Origin of the sequence: Mesorhizobium sp. M7A.T.Ca.US.000.02.2.1 (genome assembly GCF_003996995.1) — a bacterium.
GTDB lineage: Bacteria > Pseudomonadota > Alphaproteobacteria > Rhizobiales > Rhizobiaceae > Mesorhizobium.
This window is the reverse complement of record NZ_RZTT01000069.1, coordinates 1-19678: the sequence shown is the minus strand read 5'-3', so window position 1 is coordinate 19678 and position 19678 is coordinate 1. Positions and strand designations below refer to the sequence as shown.

The window sequence follows — 19678 nt, the reverse complement described above, 5'->3', positions numbered from 1 at the left end:
CATGGCTACGGCATCCGCTATGCCAATGGCATGTTCCGGCAGGAGATTCACGACGGCTGGCAAGTCGAACTGCCAGAGACCTGGCTTGATCACGGTAACCCGTGGGAATTCGAACGTCGCGAACGCTCCTTCGAGGTTGGTTTCGGCGGTTCGGTGGAATCGATCACCTCCAAGGACGGGCGCCTCGAACGCCATGTCTGGAAACCGACCGAGCATGTGCTGGCCGTCGCCTATGACACGCCCGTCGTCGGCTGGCGGGCCAATCGCGTCAACACGCTGCGTCTCTGGTCGGGCATGCCGATCGATCCGATCCTGCTCGACAAATTCAATGCCGGCGACCACATCGGCGCGCTCGCCGAAAGCAACAAGGCCGATGCCTTGTCGCGCGTGCTCTATCCCGCCGATTCCCACAAGGCCGGGCAGGAACTGCGGCTTCGGCAGGAGTATTTCTTCTCTACCGCCTCGCTGCAGGACATCGTGCAGCGCCATCTGAGCCAATATGGCGACCTGAAATCGCTGCCCGACAAGGCTGCGATCCACCTGAACGACACCCATCCCGCCATCGCCGTGCCGGAGTTGATGCGCCTGTTGATGGACGTCCACGGCATGGACTTCGATCAGGCCTGGGACATCACCCAGCGCACCTTCGGCTACACCAACCACACACTGCTGCCCGAGGCGCTGGAAAGCTGGCCGGTGCCGCTGTTCGAGCGGCTTTTGCCGCGCCACATGCAGATCGTCTATGCCATCAACGCTGAAGTGCTTCTGGAGGCGCGTGCTTCCAACCAGTTCTCGGACGAGCAGATTGGCCGCATCTCGCTGATCCAGGAAAATGGCGACCGTCGGGTGCGCATGGGCAATCTGGCCTTTGTCGGCTCGCATTCCATCAACGGCGTTTCGGCTCTTCACACCGACCTGATGAAGGAGACGGTGTTCGCCGACCTGCACAAGCTCTATCCCGATCGTATCAACAACAAGACCAACGGCATCACGCCGCGGCGCTGGTTGATCCAATGCAATCCCGGACTGACGTCGCTCGCCCGTGAGGCGATCGGCGACCGTTTTCTCGATGACATCGACGCCATCAAGGATCTCGACGGTTTCGCCGGCGACGCCGCCTTTCGCGACAAGTTCGCCGCCGTCAAGCGCGCCAATAAGGCGCGATTGGCCAACCTCGTCGCCGACCGGCTCGGCATCAAGGTCGATCCTTCGGCGCTTTTCGACATCCAGATCAAACGCATCCACGAATACAAGCGCCAGCTTCTGAACATTCTCGAGGCGATCGCCCTCTATGACCAGATCCGCTCGCACCCCGAGCGCGACTGGATGCCGCGCGTGAAATTCTTCGGCGGCAAGGCGGCGCCCAGCTACCACAATGCCAAGCTGATCATCAAACTCGCCAACGATGTCGCAAAAGTCATCAACCGCGATCCGGCCGTGCGCGGTCTGCTGAAGGTGGTGTTCGTGCCGAATTACAATGTCAGTCTGGCCGAGATCATGATGCCGGCGGCCGACCTTTCCGAGCAGATCTCGACTGCCGGCATGGAAGCGTCGGGCACCGGCAACATGAAGTTCGCGCTCAACGGCGCGCTGACCATCGGCACGCTCGACGGTGCCAATGTCGAGATCAAGGAATGCGTCGGCGACGACAACATCTTCATCTTCGGCCTGACCACCGCCGAGGTCGCCGAGCGGCGCAACAACGGTTACGATCCGCGCGCCGTCATCGAAGGATCATCTGAGCTCGCGCAAGCGGTCGCTGCCGTCTCGTCGGGCGTCTTTTCGCCGGACGATCCGGAGCGTTACCGCGACCTCGTCAACGGCCTCTACAACAGCGACTGGTTCATGGTCGCCGCCGATTTCGATGCCTATGCCACCGCCCAGCGCGAGGTCGATGCGGTCTGGCGCAACAGTCCCGACTGGTACGCCAGGGCAATCCGCAATGTGGCGCGTGTCGGCTGGTTCTCCTCCGATCGCACGATCCGCCAATATGCGAAAGAAATCTGGAACGTGCCTGCCTGATGTGATTGCATGAGGCCGCAAACAATGTGGTCCCGGTGGTGTGAACTTGAAAGTCGGATCACACCACTAGAAACAAACACTCGGTGCCTGGGGAGGGACACTGCCTGATGAAGAAGCCGCGCGCGACCGCTGCGACAAGCGGGCCGGACGGACTGGCGGCAGCCAGCGATGTTGCGGCGATTGTTGCCGGCACGCATGGCGATCCGTTTGCCGTTCTCGGTGTTCAGGAGGCTGGGAAGGGTTTTGTGGCCCGCTGCTTTGTTCCGAATGCCGAATTCGTCACCGCTTATACGCTGACCGGCATCATCGCGGGTGAATTGTCCAGGCGCGACGATGGCGGCTTTTTCGAAGGCAAGCTCTCGATCAAGAAGCGGCAGCCGCTTCGCTATCACGCGCGCAATGCCGGCGGCGACTGGTGGCTGACCGATCCCTATTCGTTCGGTCCGGTGCTCGGGCCGATGGACGACTACTACATCGCCGAGGGATCGCATCTCAGGCTGTTCGACAAGCTCGGCGCCCATGTCATCGAGCACGAAGGCGCCACGGGCGTGCATTTCGCCGTCTGGGCTCCCAATGCGCGGCGTGTCTCTGTGGTCGGCGATTTCAACGAATGGGACGGCCGCCGGCACTCGATGCGGGATCGCCGCGACACCGGCATCTGGGAAGTGTTCATTCCCGATATCGGTGCCGGCCGGCCCTACAAATACGAGATCATCGGCCCCGACGGCGTCAGGCTGCCGCTCAAGGCCGATCCGTTCGCCTTCAAATCCGAACTGCGTCCGGCCACCGCTTCGGTCGTTGCCGCGCCGCCGGCGCATGAGTGGGGCGATGACGCGCACCGCAATTTCTGGCGCAATGCCGATCACCGGCGCGAAGCCATCTCGATCTACGAGGTCCATGCCGGCTCCTGGCAGCTTCGCGACGACGGTACGTTCCTGTCATGGGACGATTTGGCCGACCGGCTCATCCCCTATGTGGTCGAGACCGGCTTCACCCATATCGAATTCATGCCGATCTCCGAACACCCGTATGACCCGTCCTGGGGCTACCAGACGACCGGCCTCTACGCGCCATCGGCCCGCTTCGGCGATCCGGACGGCTTTGCGCGTTTCGTCGACGGCGCCCACCGTGCCGGCGTCGGCGTTATTCTCGACTGGGTGCCGGCGCATTTCCCAGTCGATGAGCACGGCCTGGCCAATTTCGATGGCACCGCGCTCTATGAACATGCCGATCCGCGCAAGGGTTTTCATCCCGACTGGAATACCGCGATCTACAATTTCGGCCGCCGCGAGGTGATGTCGTTCCTGGTCAACAATGCGTTGTTCTGGGCCGAGAAATACCATGTCGATGGACTTCGCGTCGATGCGGTCGCCTCGATGCTGTACCTCGACTATTCGCGCAAGGCCGGCGAATGGATCCCCAACGAGAAAGGCGGCCGCGAGAATCTCGAGGCGGTCAGCTTCCTGCAGAAGATGAACAAGGAGGTCTACGGCCACCATCCGGGCGTGATGACCATCGCCGAGGAATCGACCTCTTGGCCGAAGGTCTCGGCACCGGTGCATGAAGGCGGGCTGGGCTTCGGCTTCAAGTGGAATATGGGCTTCATGCACGACACGCTGGAGTATTTCTCCAAGGAACCGATCTTCCGAAAACACCACCACAACGACCTCACCTTCGGCCTGACCTACGCCTTCTCGGAGAATTTCGTGCTGCCGCTCTCGCACGACGAGGTTGTGCACGGCAAAGGCACGCTGCTTGGCAAGATGGCCGGCGACGACTGGCAGAAGTTTGCGACGCTGCGCGCCTACTACGCTTTCATGTGGGGCTATCCCGGCAAGAAGCTGCTTTTCATGGGGCAGGAGTTCGCGCAGCGCCGCGAATGGAGCGAGGCGCGCGCGCTCGACTGGAACCTGCTTGAATTCCGGCCGCATCGCGGCGTCTGGCAGACGGTGCGCGATCTCAACTATCTCTACCGTTCGCGCCCGGCACTGCATGGCCGTGATTGTGAGCCGGAAGGGTTTTCCTGGCTGATCGTCGATGACAGCCAGAATTCGGTTTTTGCCTGGCTGCGCAGCGCACCGGGCGGCAGCCCGGTGGCCGTCATTTCCAATTTTACGCCGGTGCCGCGTGACAATTATCGCGTGCCGTTGCCGACATCAGGCAAATGGCGTGAGATCATCAACACCGACGCTTCGGAATATGGCGGTTCCGGCAAGGGCAATGGCGGCATGGTCGAGGCGCGGGCGGAGGGAGGAAACATCTCAGCGACGATGCTTTTGCCGCCGCTGTCGACGATCATGCTTGAACTCGTTGCCGACTGAGCCATGTCGATATCGAGTAACTTGGGAGGGTAGAAATGGCAGACCTGAAACGGACCCAGCCGCTGGCGCGCGATGCCATGGCCTATGTATTGGCCGGCGGCCGTGGGAGCCGCCTCAAGGAACTGACCGACCGGCGTGCCAAGCCGGCCGTCTATTTCGGCGGCAAGACGCGCATCATCGACTTCGCGCTTTCCAACGCGCTCAATTCCGGCATTCGCCGCCTCGGTGTCGCCACTCAGTACAAGGCGCATTCGCTGATCCGCCATCTGCAACGCGGCTGGAACTTCCTGCGCCCTGAACGAAACGAGAGTTTCGACATCCTGCCGGCCAGCCAGCGCGTCTCGGAAACGCAGTGGTATGAAGGCACCGCCGACGCCGTTTATCAGAACATCGACATCATCGAGGCCTACGGGCCCGAATACATGGTCATCCTGGCCGGCGATCACATCTACAAGATGGACTACGAGATGATGCTTCGCCAGCATGTCGACGCCAATGCCGATGTCACCGTCGGCTGCCTCGAAGTGCCGCGCATGGAAGCCACCGGCTTCGGCGTCATGCATGTCGACGCCAAGGACAACATCATCGCCTTCGTCGAAAAACCCGCCGATCCGCCCGGCATTCCCGATAAGCCGGAATTCGCGCTGGCTTCGATGGGCATCTACGTCTTCAAGACCAAATTCCTGATGGAGCAGTTGCGCCGCGATGCGGCCGAGGCGGGCTCAAGCCGCGACTTCGGCAAGGACATCATCCCCTATATCGTCCAGCACGGTAAGGCGATCGCGCATCGCTTCGCCAAATCCTGCGTCCGCTCGACCGCCGAGAACGAAGCCTACTGGCGCGACGTCGGAACGGTCGATGCCTATTGGGAAGCCAATATCGACCTGACCGATATCACGCCGGAGCTTGACCTCTACGACCGCGACTGGCCGATCTGGACCTATGCCGAATTGAAGCCGCCGGCAAAGTTCGTGCATGACGAGGATGGCCGCCGCGGTTCGGCTGTGTCTTCGCTTGTCTCGGGCGATTGCATCGTCTCGGGGGCTTCGCTGAAAAAAAGCCTGATCTTCACCGGCGCGCGCATCAATTCCTATTCGACGCTGGAAGAAGTCGTCATGCTGCCCGACGTTCATGTCGGCCGGAACGCAAAGTTGAAGCGCGTGGTCATCGACCATGGTGTTAGGATACCGGAAGGGCTGGTGGTCGGCGAAGATCCTATTCTCGACGCCAAGCGCTTCCGCGTTTCCGAAAAGGGCATCTGCCTGGTCACGCAGGACATGATCGACAAGTTAGGGCTCTAACGCATGCAGGTTCTGTCGGTCACGCCCGAGATCTTTCCGCTGATCAAGACCGGAGGGCTTGCCGACGTGACCGGCGCGCTGCCCATCGCCTTGGCGGCCAAGGGCGTGACCGTGCGCACGCTCATCCCGGGCTTTCCGACCGTCATGGCCGCCTTCAAGAAGAAGCGGGCGGTTCTGCAATATCCCTTGCTGCAGGGCGGCAAGGCCTCCGTCCATTCAATCCAACTCGCCGGGCTCGAACTGTTCGTGCTCGATGCTCCGCATCTGTTCGACCGTCCCGGCGGTCCCTACGGCAACGCCACCGGCGTGGACTGGCCAGACAATTGGCGGCGTTTCGCGGCCTTGAGCCAAGTCGGCGGCGACATCGCCGGTGGGGCCATCTCTGGCTACCAACCCGACATCGTCCATGCCCATGACTGGCAGTCGGCGATGACCCTGGCCTACATGCGCTACGGCAAGGCAGTCGGCATTCCCTCGATGATGACCGTCCACAATCTCGCCTTCCAGGGCCAGTTCGGCGCCGGCATCTTCGGTGAACTCGGCTTGCCGGCGGCGGCGATGGCGCTCGACGGCGTCGAATATTATGGTGGTGTCGGCTTCCTCAAGGCTGGCCTGCAGGCCGCCTGGGCGATCACCACGGTCAGCCCGACCTACGCGCAGGAGATCCGCTCGGCGGAATTCGGCATGGGTCTCGACGGCCTCATCAACATGCGCTCCAGCGATCTCTATGGCATCGTCAACGGCATCGACACCGGCATCTGGGATCCGGAAACCGACAAGCATCTGGTGTCCCCCTACACGGCGAGCACACTGAAGGCGCGCGCGCCCAACAGGACTGCCGTGGAGGACCGCTTCAGCCTTGAGCGTGACGGCAGCCCGATCGTCTGCGTCGTCAGCCGGCTGACCTGGCAGAAGGGGATGGACATACTGGCGCTGGTGATCGACGGCATCGTTGCCACTGGCGCGCGGCTGGCCATCCTCGGATCGGGCGATGCTGGTCTCGAAGGCGCGCTGCTTGCCGCTGCCGCCCGGCATCGCGGCCGTATCGGTGTGGTCGTCGGCTACGATGAGGGGCTGTCGCACATCATGCAGGGCGGCTGTGACGCCATCGTCATCCCCTCGCGCTTCGAACCGTGCGGGCTGACGCAGCTTTACGGCCTGCGCTATGGCTGCGTGCCGGTGGTCGCGCGCACCGGCGGCCTCGCCGATACGGTCATCGACGCCAATGAGGCCGCCGTCTCTGCCGGTGTCGCCACCGGCTTCCAGTTTGCGCCCAACAATGGCGGTGCCTTGCTGCACGCCATTAGCCGCCTCTTCGACGCCCACGCCAGTCCGACGGTCTGGGAATCGCTGCAGCGCCAGGGCATGAAGGCCGATGTGTCGTGGGACAAGAGCGCCGAAAAATATGTCGAACTCTATCGCTCGCTGCTTTCGAAAAGGGTTGCCTGAAGCATGATACGGACCGTCCCCACCAAGCCTTATTCCGACCAGAAGCCCGGCACGTCGGGCCTGCGCAAGAAGGTGCCTGTCTTTCAGCAGGAGCACTATGCCGAGAATTTCATCCAGTCGATCTTCGACGCGCTCGACGGTTTTAAGGGCAAGACCCTGGTGATTGGCGGTGACGGCCGGTTCTACAATCGCGAGGTCATCCAGAAGGCCATCGCCATGGCCGCCGCCAACGGCTTCGGCAAGGTGATGGTCGGGCAGGGCGGCATCCTGTCGACGCCGGCCGCCTCGCATGTCATCCGCAAGTACAAGACCTTTGGCGGCATCATCCTGTCGGCCAGCCATAATCCCGGCGGCCCGCATGAGGATTTCGGCATCAAGTACAATGCCGGCAATGGCGGCCCGGCGCCGGAAAAGCTGACCGACGCGATGTTCGAGAAAACCAAGACGATCTCAAGCTTCAAGATCGCCGATATCGATCCGATCGACATCGACACAACAGGCACGGTCAAGGCCGCCGGCATGACGGTCGAGATCATCGACCCGGTCGCCGACTATGCCGAACTGATGGAAAGCCTCTTCGATTTCGATGCCCTGCGCAAACTGTTCAAATCCGGCTTCCGCATGCGCTTCGACGCCATGCACGCGGTGACCGGCCCCTACGCCAAGGAGATCCTGGAAAACCGGCTCGGCGCGCCAAACGGCACCTGCCGCAATTTCAAGCCGCTGCCGGATTTCGGCGGCCATCACCCGGATCCGAACCTCGTCCATGCCAAGCACCTCTATGACGAGATGATGGGACCGGACGCGCCGGATTTCGGCGCTGCCTCGGATGGCGACGGCGACCGCAATCTGATCATCGGCAAGGGCATTTTCGTTACCCCGTCGGATTCAGTTGCCATGCTCGCCGCCAATGCCCGCCTGGCGCCCGGCTACAAGGCCGGTTTGAAGGGCATCGCCCGCTCGATGCCGACCAGTGGCGCTGCCGACCGCGTCGCTGAAAAACTCGGCATCGCCCTCTATGAGACGCCGACCGGCTGGAAGTTCTTCGGCAATCTGCTGGATGGCGACATGGCGACGATCTGCGGCGAGGAGAGTGCGGGCACCGGCTCCAACCATGTCCGCGAAAAGGACGGCCTATGGGCGGTGCTTTTGTGGCTCAACATCCTTGCCGCGCGCGGCGAAAGCTGCAAGCAGATCGTCACTGAGCACTGGGCGACCTACGGTCGCAACTACTATTCGCGGCACGATTATGAAGAGGTTGAGAGCGACCGCGCCAACGCATTGGTCGACGAACTGCGCGCCAAGCTCGGCGCGCTGCCGGGTACCAGCGTGCGCGGCATGAAAATCGCCAGCGCCGACGATTTTGCCTATCGCGATCCGGTCGACGGTTCGATCAGCGAGCATCAGGGCATCAGGGTGCTGTTCGAAGGTGGTTCGCGGGTCGTCTTCCGCCTCTCCGGCACCGGCACGTCGGGCGCGACCCTGCGCGTCTATATCGAGCGCTACGAGCCGGACAAATCGAGGCACGACCTCGACACCCAGGCCGCCCTTGCCGACCTGATTGCCGCAGCCGATGATATTGCCGGGATTCACAGCCATACCGGCCGCGCCGAGCCAAGCGTGATTACTTGACGTTGGCGGTGCGCGTCTTTCCTTCTCCCCTTGTGGGGTTCGAAGGACGGGGCGAGACCCGTGGCTCGCCCCATGGCGGTGGATCGGCGCGTAGGGCCGAGACGGTTGAGGGGTGCGCGAAGGATCCCTGTCCTTGCCAAGCTGGAACACCCCTCATCCGTCGCCTTCGGCGACACCTTCTCCCACAAGGGGCGAAGGGGGAGACTGCATGACCCAGCTCGGCGCCACCGTCACCCGCGAAGGCATCCGCTTTGCCGCTTGGTCGCAGGCCGCCCGTCGGCTTTGGGTCTCGATCTTCGACGAGCAGGGCAACCGGGAAATCGAACGGCTCGAACTGCAGCCGGAAGGTGAGGGCGTCCATGCGCTGTTCGTTGCGGGCCTTGGCCAGGGCATCCGCTACGGCTTTCGCGCCGATGGCGACTACGCGCCGGAACGCGGACTGTGGTTCGATCCCGCCAAGCTCCTGACCGATCCATATGCCGTCGAGATCGACAGGTCCTATGTCTATGACTGGCGGCTGGCCCAGCGCCGGGGCGAGGGCGCCGATACCGCGCCGCTGATGCCGAAGGCGATTGCCGCTGCGCTGCCGAAGCCGGTGCAGGCTGCCCCGCCGCTATTCCAGCCGGGCGGCCTTATTTACGAAGTGCCGGTGCGCGCCTTCACCATGCTGCATCCGGACATTCCCGAAATGCGCGGAACAGTCGCCGCACTTGCTCACCCGGCGGTTATCGAGCATCTGAAAAAACTGGGGGTTGGCGCGGTCGAACTGATGCCGGTGACCGCATCGATCGACGAGCGGCATTTGCCGCCGCTCGGGCTGCGCAACGCCTGGGGCTACAATCCCGTGACTTTCATGGCCCTCGATCCGCGTTTGGCGCCAGGCGGCATCATGGAGTTGCGAAACACGGTCGCCGTGCTGCGAGAGGCTGGCATCGGCGTCATCCTCGACCTCGTCTTCAACCACACCGGCGAGAGCGACTGGCTTGGCCCGACGTTGTCGCTGCGCGGCCTGGACAACCAGGCCTACTACCGGCACTCATCAGACGGCGGGCTGGCCAACGATACCGGCACCGGCAACACGGTCGCTTGCGATCATCCTGTCGTCCAGGAGATGGTCCTCGACACGCTGCGCCATTTCGTCAGGGATGCCGGCGTCGACGGCTTCCGCTTCGACCTGGCGCCCATTCTGGGCAGGGTTGAAGGAACATTCGATGCCGAGGCGCCGATGCTGAGAGCGATGCGCGACGACCCGCTGCTGGCCGATCGCGTGTTGATCGCCGAGCCGTGGGACATCGGTTCCGACGGCTATCAGCTCGGTAATTTCCCGCCGCCCTTCCTCGAATGGAACGACAAGTATCGCGATGACGTCAGGCGCTTCTGGCGCGGCGACGCCGGCATGGTCGGTGCGCTGGCGACCCGGCTTGCCGGTTCGTCCGATGTGTTCGCAACGAACAGGCAAAACGCCAGTCGGACCGTCAATTTCATCGCCGCCCATGACGGCATGACGCTCGCCGATATCGTGCGCTACGAGCGCAAGCACAACGAAGCCAATGGCGAGCAGAACCGCGACGGTCACAATGAAAACCTGTCCTGGAACAGCGGCGTCGAAGGGGATGCGGACGATCCGGCCGTATGGGAGTCTCGCCAGAACGATCAGTGCGGGCTGCTCGCCACGCTGTTTGCCTCGCGCGGCACCATCATGCTGACCGCAGGCGACGAGTTCGGCCGGACCCAGCAGGGCAACAACAACGCCTATGCGCAGGACAACGAGATCACCTGGCTCGACTGGGCCGGCCGTGACCAGGTGCTGGAGCGCTACACGGAGGAACTCTTGAGGCTGCGCCGGTCGATGCAGGCGCTCTTCGACACAAGCTTCCTAACTGGCCAGCCGCAGGCGGGCTCGGGGATGCCGGACGTCGCATGGCTGACCGAGACAGGCGCGCCGTTCGATGAACAGTGCTGGCAGGACCCGCAGCGGTACCGCCTCGTCATGATCCTGGGTGGCGTCAGCCGCCTTGCCGTCATCATCAACGGCGATCGCCGGGCCTGCATGTTCACCTTGCCTGAACGAGACGGCTTCTTCTGGGCTCCAGCCATCGAAGCGCCGGATGCGGCGGACAACTCGCGACCGATATCGGGACGGGCGGTGATCTTCATGATCGAACGAGCGCAAGCCGGTACAGGGGAGAAGCGCAATGGCGGCAGGTGACAGGACCGGATGGTGGCGCGGCTGCGTCATCTACCAGGTCTATCCGCGCTCCTTCCAGGACACGACCGGCAACGGCAGCGGTGATCTCGCCGGCATTACGTCGAGGCTCGCCCATGTCGCCTCGCTTGGTGTCGACGCAGTCTGGCTGTCGCCTTTCTTCAAGTCCCCGATGGCCGATATGGGCTACGACGTGTCGGATTACTGCGATGTCGATCCGATGTTCGGCACGCTCGAGGATTTCGATGCGCTGGTCGCCGAGGCGCATCGTCTCGGCCTGAAGATCGTCATCGACCAGGTGCTGTCGCATTCGTCCGACAAGCACAACTGGTTTGTCGAAAGCCGCGCCAGCCGCGATAACCCCAAGTCTGACTGGTACATTTGGGCCGATACCAAGCCCGACGGCAGCGCGCCCAACAATTGGCTCTCCGTCTTCGGTGGCCCGGCCTGGGAATGGGATTCGACCCGCCGGCAATACTACATGCACAATTTCCTTGCCTCGCAGCCCGACCTGAATTTCCACAACCCGGAGGTCCAGGACGCGCTTCTCGACACGGTGCGGTTCTGGCTGGAGCGCGGCGTCGACGGCTTCCGGCTCGATACGGTCAATTACTATGTCCACGACCGCTGGCTGCGCAGCAATCCGCCGCTGGCGTCGAGTGTCGCCGGCACCAACGGCGAGACCAACACCTACCTCTACCAGGAGCATCTATTCGACAAGACGCAGCCGGAAAACCTGGCGTTCCTGCGCCGCTTCAGGGCGCTGCTCGATGAATATGACGACCGCGCCGCGGTTGGCGAAATCGGCGATGAAGGCCGCTCGCTGCAGACGCTCGCGGCTTACACCTCAGGCGGCGACAAGCTGCATATGTGTTACACCTTCGACCTGCTCGGTCCGCAGTTCTCGGCCGCGCATGTGCGTGGCTGCGTCGAAGCCTTCGAGGCGGCCGTCTCCGACGGCTGGGTCTGCTGGGCGTTCTCCAACCATGACGTGGTGCGCCATGTCAGCCGCTGGACAAGGCCGGGCAGCGATCCCGACGCCGTCGCAAGATTCTCGATCATGCTGTTGTCCTGCCTGCGCGGCTCGATCTGCCTCTATGAGGGCGAGGAGCTGGGCCTGGAGGAGGCGGAGCTGGCCTATGAGGATCTGCGCGATCCCGTCGGCATCCGCTTCTGGCCAGGCGTCAAGGGCAGGGATGGGTGTCGCACGCCAATGGTCTGGGAGGCCGGCGCCGACAATGCAGGCTTCTCCACGGCCAGGCCCTGGCTGCCGATACCGGCCAGCCATCGCACCCGCGCGGTCGACGTCCAGAATGCCGACACGGCCTCGGTGCTGAAGTCCTATCGGACCACGCTGGCCTTGCGCGGGGAGCATGAGGCGCTGGTATCAGGCTCGATCCGCTTTCTCGACGCCGAGGGTGACGTGCTGGCTTTCGTTCGCGAGGGCGGCGGCGAAAGACTGCTCTGTGTCTTCAATTTCGCTGGAGGACCGGCCAATTGGCCGTTGCCGCAAGACTTAGGAGCGGTTACGGAACTTGACGGCGATGCCTCGCTCACCAGGGAGGTCGAGCTTTTGCTGCCGGGACTTGGATGCTTCCTCGGTAGGCTCGACTGATGCCTCGACTGCTCTACTGCACCAGCACGGAGCGTCCACAAGTCGCACCGGTGACCCGGACATCCGCCTCGCCGAGACGCACGCCAAGGGCTCCAAGCAGGTTGGCAAGCAAGGTATCGATCGGGGCCGCCACGCTGTTCAGAAGTGCCACCACCGGCGGCTTCACAAATCCCAGAAGGGCGTCAAGATTCAGCGGCAGGCCGAGTAAATTCGCCGTCAGCGACAGGCCGCTGACCAGCGACGTAGTCAACGATTGGGTAAAATTTTGCGTGTAAGCGGTCCTTATCGTCTTGGCATCGATGTCGGCCTTGTTGAAAGTCAGCGTCGTCGCGGGGTTATTGGCCATGTTAAACGCCGCTGAGCCCACTACGGACACCACGGGGATGAGCAGAAGTTTCACGGCCGCGATTTCGGTGTTGGAAAACGTCTCCTTATTGGTGAAATCGGCAAAGCCGGCGCTGCTGCTGTCACCGAGATGTCCTTCGACGATACCGGGACGTGTAGCGACGGTGACCTTGATACTGTCAGGGCCTGTTGGACAACTTATGTCCATGAGCTTGGCCTCGGCATAGGCGACTTCGACATGCAGGGGCAAACTGACCGATACCAAGGTGATACCGCCTCCGACATTTTTGTTACCGCCCCCGATCTTCACTATTAGCTTGATGCGGGTCTGCGCCGTCCGCACAATGGCGCCGACCTCGCCAACCGCCAGCCATGGCGAGGATTGCGGCGGTTCGCCGATGGCGATGGCGAGCGTGGTCGACAGCACCCCCGGAATGGCGGCGCCGAGGGCGACGTCGACCTGCTTCGAACCGTTTGCCAGTCCGGCGGCGGCGGTCAGCATGCCCATCGCGCTGGCATCGACGCCAAGGCCGGCCGGCTTTTGACCGAGGCCCAACTTGCCGACGGAGCCGAGATCGATCAGATGACTGAGCGGGATCTGGACCGTACTGGTCGACTTGGAAGCGATCGTCTGCAGGGCGACCTTGGCCGTGTTGCCAAGCCCCGGCACATTGGCCATGGCCGTGGCGATCTGGCCGACGGTCGCCTTCGATGCCAGCACATCCGAATACGACACGCCGGTCAGGTTCAACTGTGTGGCAAGGCCGTCGACGAAGGAGAGCACGCTCACATCCGCGGAGAGCAGCGCGTTGTAGTCCATGACGCTGAGCGAGATGTTGCTGCCGAGAAGTCCGCCGAGAAGCGCGTTGAGGATACCGCCATCGAGGCTGGCGAGCCTCGATCCGACCGAGAACGTCGCCTGCGGCGTCATGCTGGCGATGGCTTGGGTGCCGATGACGGGAGTGGGGATCAGCGAACTCACGAAATAGCGGGCCGGGATCTTCTTCAGGGTGACACGGACGGCATTGTAGGGTGTTACGCTGGCCTGGAAACGCTGGCCCACATTGGCGCCGGATGCCACATATCGCCCGGGCGTGACCGTCACGACGGTTTTGCCGGCCGCCGGCTCGATCGTCTGTCCTGAGCTTTGAACGACAACCCCTGGCATGCCGTTGTCGGTCAGTGTGGTGACAACCGCTGTGTTGACTTTGGTCATGTTCGAGGCGGCGGTGATCGCCGCCAGGTCCACCATTGCCTGGGCTTCGCGGCGCTCGGTGTAGATCGAGGCTTCGTCGATCGCCACCGCGGCCAGCGCCAGCGCCACCGGCGCGCTCAATGCCGCCATGACGGTGAAGTTCGCTTTCCTGTCACTCAGCATCAACCGGGCAAGCCGACCGATCCCATTGCACGCATGCAGCAGCATTCAAATGCCCCCGACCCTGATCGTTGACTGGCGCTTGATCGTGGTCCCGGGCATGGCTATGCCCGGGAAAAGGTTCCAGATCGGCAGGTTGCGGGCGTCGTACTGGATGGAAACCACGAACTGGCTTCCATCAGCCGTGCTGTCGTTGGCCTGGTAGGTCAACTTGCTGACATCCACGAAGGGATATCCGCCGGCATTGTTGGTGACGAAGCTGGCTACGAGCGTCTGGCGTTCGGTCTGGTTCAACCCGGCAATTGCCGTGCGGGCGGCATCCGCGGCGATCTGTTGGATCGAGTTGGCGGCGCCGAAGTATATACCATATGCAACCATTCCGAGTAGAAGAAGAATGAAAATCGGTGAAAGCAAGGCAAATTCGACCGCAGAAGTGCCGTGTTCCTCTTGAAATTTCCGCATTAATTGACGGATTTTGGGCAATTTACTTGCTCTGTTACTCATAGCCGCCACGAGTCTGAAGTTCGAACCATATAGAAGGTACTCATAATGTAACCCCAGGTTGCTTAAGAACGCATTAAGACATTCCGGCAAACTGGCATGGCTCCGATTCGCGGTGAAAAATGGCGTCGAGGTGAAGAAACCAAGTCAAGCTTCTGGTTTCGGCTGGTGTTTCAGTGGCCACGCCATAGCTTTCGTCCGCCTTACTTTGGGTGACCCAGAGAGTCTGTTGAAATAAAAATTCCCCGCGTTAGTGTCTGGGCACGAGCCGCAGGACGGGAACCAGCGGCGCGCTCAAAGGGGTCAGATATCGACTCCAGGGCGTCAACACTTACTAGGCGCGCCAACGGCAGCGCCGACAGGGAGAACTTCATGCTGAAAAACATGCTGAAGGCGACGGTGCTCGCCACGACCATGGCGCTGGCCGCCGGCACGTTCTACACGCCGGCTTTCGCCGAGACCGTCTATAACAGAGGCAGCGCCGCCGAAGCGGAGACGGTCGATCCGCACAAGACCTCGACCGTCTACGAAGCCGATATCATACGCGACCTGTTCCAGGGCCTGGTCATGCATGACCAGAAAACGAACCTCATCCCAGGCGCGGCCGAAAGCTGGACAGTGTCCGACGACGGCACTGTCTACACCTTCAAGCTGCGCAAGGATGGCCTCTGGTCGGATGGAAGCCCGGTGACGGCGGACGACTTCGTCTATTCGTTTCGCCGGCTGGAAGATCCGGCCACCGCTGCCGAATACGCCTCGATGCTGTACCCGGTGAAGGGTGCGGAGGACGTCAACACCAAGAAGGGCAAGCCGGAGGATATGGGTGTCAAAGCGATTGACGCAAATACCCTCGAAGTCACGCTGAAGGCGCCGACGCCTTACTTCCTGGAGATGCTGACCCACCAGGCCACCTATCCGGTCAACAAGGCTTCGATCGACAAGCTCGGCGCCGACTGGATCAAGGCGGGTAATCTCGTTTCGAACGGCGCCTATACGCTGGCCGAGTGGATTCCCAACGACCACATGAAGCTGGTCAAGAATCCGAAATTCTGGGACGCCGCGACCGTCAAGATGGACGTCGTCAACTATATCCCGACCGAAGACCGCTCATCGGCGATGAAGCGCTTCGAGGCCGGCGAACTCGACAGCTACGGCGACCTGCCGACCGAACAACTCGCTGATCTCAAGACCAAGTTCGGCGACCAGGTCCGCGTCGGACCTTATCTCGGCACCTATTATTATGCGATCAAGACCGACAAGGCGCCGTGGGACAATGTCGAACTGCGTAACGCCATCTCGATGGCGATCGACCGCGACTTCCTCGCTGAGAAGGTCTGGCAGAACTCGATGCTGCCTGGTTATTCGATGGTGCCTCCGGGCATCGCGGGCTACACGCCGGCAATGGCCAAATACGCCGACATGTCGCAGATCGACCGCGAGGACGCTGCCAAGAAGACCCTCGAGAAACTCGGCTATACGCCCGAGCATCCATTGAAGATGGAGATCCGCTACAACACTTCGGAAAACCACAAGAACACGGCCGTCGCCATCCAGGAACAGTTGAAGCCGCTCGGCATCGACGTCTCGCTCGTCAACACCGACACCAAGACCCACTACTCCTTCCTCGAGCAGAAGGGCGACTACGACGTGGCGCGTGCCGCCTGGATCGCCGACTACAAGGATCCGGAGACCTTCCTCGGCATCACCCGCAAGGCCAGCGGCAACAATTATTCGAGCTATGTCAGCCCGGCATATGAAGCGGCCATGGACAAGGCTGCGGCTGCCGGCGGCAAACCGGAAGAGCGCATGAAGGACCTCACTGAGGCCGAGCGCATCCTTGTCGATGACGTCGGTAACATTCCGCTTCTCTACTACAGCTTCCACGACATCGTTTCCTCGAAGCTGCATGGCTTCGACGACAATGTGATGGACATCCATCCGTCCCGCTTCATCAGCAAGGACTGATCCTTAGCCGGGCCGCCGCGCAACGAGATGCGCGGCGGTGCTGGTTTGCCATCGCATCGGCCCGGGAACCGGAATCGATTTTCGGCATGTCGGTGCGAAGATTTGAAGGCTAGAGCGCAACCGTCCAGCTGGACGCGCGTTGCTCTGGGTCAAGCGGGGCACCGATGCTGCGATACGTATTACGGCGGCTTCTGACCGCCATCCCGACGCTGTTCGTCATCGTGACCATGGCGTTTTTCCTGATGCGCGTCGCGCCGGGCGGCCCATTCAACCAGGAGCGGGGGCTGAGCCCCGAGATCAGGGCCAATCTCGAAGCCCAGTTCGGCCTCAACGATCCGCTCTGGCTGCAATTCGTCCATTATCTCGGCAATCTGCTGCGCGGCAATTTCGGCCCGAGCTACAACATGCCGGACTTCACCGTCACCGAACTCTTCGCCAAGGGCCTGCCTATATCGGTTCAGCTCGGTGCCTCGGCGCTCGTCCTGGCGCTGCTGCTCGGTTGTGTGCTCGGCACCATTGCGGCGCTTAACCAGAACAAGCTTGGCGACTATACGGTGATCGCGCTGGCGACGGCCGGCAGCACCATCCCAACCTTCGTCATCGCGCCGGTGATCCAACTCCTGTTCGGGCTGACCTGGAGGCTGCTGCCGATCGGTGGGTGGGGCGATGGCGCTTTCATCAACAAGGTCGGTCCGGTGTTGACGCTCGCTCTGCCGCAGATCGCCATCGTCGCCCGGCTGATGCGTGGCTCGATGATCGAATCCTTGCGGTCCCACCACATCCGCACGGCGCGCGCGCTCGGCCTGTCCGATTGGTCGGTGGTGGTCAAGCACGCGCTGCGCGGTGCCATCCTGCCGATCGTCTCCTTCACCGGTCCGGCGGCGGCGGCATTGCTGACCGGCTCGGTCATTGTCGAGACGATCTTCTCCATTCCAGGCGTCGGCCGCTATTTCGTCGATGCCGCGCTCAATCGTGACTACACGCTGGTGATGGGAACGGTGGTGGTGATCGCCATCTTTACCATTGTCTTCAACCTGATCGTCGACGTCATGTACGCGGTCGTCGATCCGAGGGTGCGCTATGACTGACATCGCAGCCACAGCCCCCACCGTCATCGGCCGTTCGCTCTGGGGGGATGCCTGGGCGCGGCTCAAGGCCAATCGCGCCGCCATGTTCAGCCTGTACTACCTTGCCCTGATCGGTGTCGTCAGCGTGTTCGGGCCGTGGTTCGTGCCGCATCAATACACCACCATCTATGCCGACTATGTGCGCATGCCGCCAAGCCTGTCAGCCTATCCGAAGGCCGACATGATCGAGACGGCGCTTACCGAAGCGATCAAGCGCATGCGGGTCGACATCAAGGAGTGGCGGCAGGAAGGCAACCAGGTCTTCGTCACCGTCAAGTCGACCAGGCCGATCGACGATCGCAACATACGCTATCTCGACCGTTCCGATGCCTTTGACGACACCAAGATCGAGAGCAAGTCGCCCGACGGTCTCGAAGTGACGATGAGCGCCTCGATCAAGCAGCAATATTTCGTGTTCGGCACCGACAACACCGGCCGGGACCTGTTGTCGCGCACGCTGATGGCCGGGCGTATATCGCTGGCCATCGGCCTGCTCGCGGGTGTCGTGGCGGTGGTCATCGGCGTGGTCTACGGGGCCGCTGCCGGCTTTGCCGGCGGCAAGGTCGACGAGGTGATGATGCGCATCGTCGACGTGCTCTATTCCTTGCCCTTCATCTTCTTCGTCATCATGCTGGTAGTGTTTTTCGGCCGCAACTTCGTGCTGATGTTCCTGGCGGTCGGCGCCGTGCTGTGGCTCGACATGGCGCGCATCGTGCGCGGCCAGGCGCTGTCGATCCGCCGGCAGGAATATGTCCAGGCGGCGGAAGCCATGGGTGTCGGCCAGCGCGGTATCCTGCTGCGCCACGTCATCCCCAACCTGCTCGGCCCGGTGGTGATCTACATGACGCTGCTGGTGCCTCAAGTCATCATCCTGGAAAGCTTCCTGTCGTTTCTCGGTCTCGGCGTGCAGGAGCCGATGACCAGCTGGGGCGTGCTGATCTCGGTCGGCGCCAAGAACATCGGCACCGCCAACTGGCTGCTCCTGTTTCCCGCCTTCTTCCTCGTCTCGACGCTGTTCGCGCTGAACTTCGTCGGCGACGGCCTGCGCGACGCACTGGACCCGAGAGATCGATAAGATGGGGATCGCTAAGATGGCTGCTTCCGAAACGATCCTCAGCGTCAAGGATCTGCGTGTCCGCTTCCGCACGCGCGACGGCGCAGTCGAGGCGGTGAAGGGCATCAGCATCCACGTCAATGCGGGCGAGACCGTTGCCGTGGTTGGCGAATCCGGGTCCGGCAAAAGCCAGACGATGATGGCGGCGATGAGCCTGCTGGCATCGAATGGCGAAGCGACAGGCAGCGTCGATTATCGCGGCCGCAATCTTCTGACGCTCAGCAAATCCGAGCTCAACCAGGTTCGTGGCCGCAAGATCAGCATGATCTTTCAGGAGCCGATGACTTCGCTCGATCCGCTCTATTCGATCGGCAACCAGTTGATCGAGCCGATCCGCCGGCACCGGGGCCTGAATGCCGCCGAGGCGCGGGAAGAGGCGCTCAAGCTGCTGCGGCTGGTGCATATTCCCGATCCCGAGCGGCGGATGAAATCCTATCCGCATGAAATGTCCGGTGGCCAGCGCCAGCGTGTGATGATCGCGATGGCGCTCGCCAACGACCCTGACATATTGATCGCCGACGAGCCGACGACGGCGCTCGACGTGACCATCCAGGCGCAGATCCTGATGCTTCTGGCCGAATTGCAGCGCAAGCTCGGCATGGCGATCGTCTTCATCACCCACGATCTTGGCATCGTCCGCCGCTTTGCCGACCGGGTCTATGTCATGCGCCAGGGCGAGGTTGTCGAGGAGGGGGAGGCGGAGGC

General features: G+C 62.2%; 13 protein-coding genes. 11 read left to right on the top strand and 2 right to left on the bottom strand.

Annotated elements, in window-relative coordinates:
• The 7 genes from EOD15_RS09420 to EOD15_RS09390 form a co-directional block, all read left to right on the top strand.
• Window positions 1–2022: glycogen/starch/alpha-glucan phosphorylase (locus EOD15_RS09420; protein ID WP_127408440.1), on the top strand; the 2022-nt coding region annotated here is incomplete at its 5' end.
• A 107-nt stretch (window positions 2023–2129) separates the two neighbouring features.
• On the top strand, window positions 2130–4343 hold the full coding sequence (gene glgB, locus EOD15_RS09415; RefSeq protein WP_127408439.1) for a 1,4-alpha-glucan branching protein GlgB: 2214 nt from the start codon (window positions 2130–2132) through the stop codon (window positions 4341–4343).
• A gap of 35 nt (window positions 4344–4378) precedes the next feature.
• Window positions 4379–5644, top strand: coding sequence for a glucose-1-phosphate adenylyltransferase (gene glgC, locus EOD15_RS09410; RefSeq protein ID WP_127273144.1), 1266 nt, complete (start codon window positions 4379–4381; stop codon window positions 5642–5644).
• 3 nt (window positions 5645–5647) lie between these two features.
• Window positions 5648–7093: a glycogen synthase GlgA gene (gene glgA, locus EOD15_RS09405; RefSeq protein ID WP_127321061.1), complete on the top strand. Its 1446-nt coding sequence runs from the start codon at window positions 5648–5650 to the stop codon at window positions 7091–7093.
• Between the two features lie 3 nt (window positions 7094–7096).
• Window positions 7097–8725, top strand: coding sequence for an alpha-D-glucose phosphate-specific phosphoglucomutase (locus EOD15_RS09400; RefSeq protein ID WP_127408438.1), 1629 nt, complete (start codon window positions 7097–7099; stop codon window positions 8723–8725).
• 208 nt (window positions 8726–8933) lie between these two features.
• Complete coding sequence (gene glgX, locus EOD15_RS09395) at window positions 8934–10934, top strand: glycogen debranching protein GlgX (protein ID WP_127321063.1); 2001 nt, start codon at window positions 8934–8936, stop codon at window positions 10932–10934.
• A complete protein-coding gene (locus tag EOD15_RS09390) occupies window positions 10921–12546 on the top strand; it encodes an alpha-glucosidase family protein (protein WP_127321064.1) in 1626 nt (541 codons plus the stop codon). Before glgX ends, EOD15_RS09390 begins: the two co-directional genes overlap by 14 nt.
• Window positions 12547–12559: 13 nt before the next feature.
• On the opposite strand, the gene EOD15_RS09385 is transcribed toward EOD15_RS09390, so the two are convergent.
• Entirely contained in the window at window positions 12560–14314 is a 1755-nt protein-coding gene (locus EOD15_RS09385; RefSeq protein WP_127408437.1) for a TadG family pilus assembly protein, read from the bottom strand.
• Window positions 14315–14728: a TadE/TadG family type IV pilus assembly protein gene (locus EOD15_RS09380; RefSeq protein ID WP_185928987.1), complete on the bottom strand. Its 414-nt coding sequence runs from the start codon at window positions 14726–14728 to the stop codon at window positions 14315–14317. It abuts the gene before it with no gap.
• A 411-nt stretch (window positions 14729–15139) separates the two neighbouring features.
• On the opposite strand from EOD15_RS09380, the gene EOD15_RS09375 reads away from it, so the two are divergent.
• The 4 genes from EOD15_RS09375 to EOD15_RS09360 form a co-directional block, all read left to right on the top strand.
• Window positions 15140–16732 carry a peptide ABC transporter substrate-binding protein gene (locus EOD15_RS09375; RefSeq protein WP_127380087.1) on the top strand — a complete coding sequence of 531 codons (1593 nt, stop codon included), beginning with the start codon at window positions 15140–15142 and terminating at the stop codon, window positions 16730–16732.
• A 164-nt stretch (window positions 16733–16896) separates the two neighbouring features.
• On the top strand, window positions 16897–17820 hold the full coding sequence (locus tag EOD15_RS09370; protein WP_127322904.1) for an ABC transporter permease subunit: 924 nt from the start codon (window positions 16897–16899) through the stop codon (window positions 17818–17820).
• Window positions 17813–18934 (top strand): ABC transporter permease subunit, encoded by a 1122-nt coding sequence (locus tag EOD15_RS09365; RefSeq protein WP_127380086.1) that lies wholly within the window; start codon window positions 17813–17815, stop codon window positions 18932–18934. Before EOD15_RS09370 ends, EOD15_RS09365 begins: the two co-directional genes overlap by 8 nt.
• A 16-nt stretch (window positions 18935–18950) precedes the next feature.
• On the top strand, window positions 18951–19678 hold a 728-nt coding region (locus EOD15_RS09360), incomplete at its 3' end, for an ATP-binding cassette domain-containing protein (RefSeq protein ID WP_148129514.1).

Coding starts and splice junctions, on each gene's coding strand:
- glgB (WP_127408439.1), top strand. CDS start 2,130: ATGAAGAAGCCGCGCGCGACCGCTGCGACAAGCGGGCCGGACGGACTG.
- glgC (WP_127273144.1), top strand. CDS start 4,379: ATGGCAGACCTGAAACGGACCCAGCCGCTGGCGCGCGATGCCATGGCC.
- glgA (WP_127321061.1), top strand. CDS start 5,648: ATGCAGGTTCTGTCGGTCACGCCCGAGATCTTTCCGCTGATCAAGACC.
- EOD15_RS09400 (WP_127408438.1), top strand. CDS start 7,097: ATGATACGGACCGTCCCCACCAAGCCTTATTCCGACCAGAAGCCCGGC.
- glgX (WP_127321063.1), top strand. CDS start 8,934: ATGACCCAGCTCGGCGCCACCGTCACCCGCGAAGGCATCCGCTTTGCC.
- EOD15_RS09390 (WP_127321064.1), top strand. CDS start 10,921: ATGGCGGCAGGTGACAGGACCGGATGGTGGCGCGGCTGCGTCATCTAC.
- EOD15_RS09385 (WP_127408437.1), bottom strand. CDS start 14,314: ATGCTGCTGCATGCGTGCAATGGGATCGGTCGGCTTGCCCGGTTGATG.
- EOD15_RS09380 (WP_185928987.1), bottom strand. CDS start 14,728: ATGCGGAAATTTCAAGAGGAACACGGCACTTCTGCGGTCGAATTTGCC.
- EOD15_RS09375 (WP_127380087.1), top strand. CDS start 15,140: ATGCTGAAAAACATGCTGAAGGCGACGGTGCTCGCCACGACCATGGCG.
- EOD15_RS09370 (WP_127322904.1), top strand. CDS start 16,897: ATGCTGCGATACGTATTACGGCGGCTTCTGACCGCCATCCCGACGCTG.
- EOD15_RS09365 (WP_127380086.1), top strand. CDS start 17,813: ATGACTGACATCGCAGCCACAGCCCCCACCGTCATCGGCCGTTCGCTC.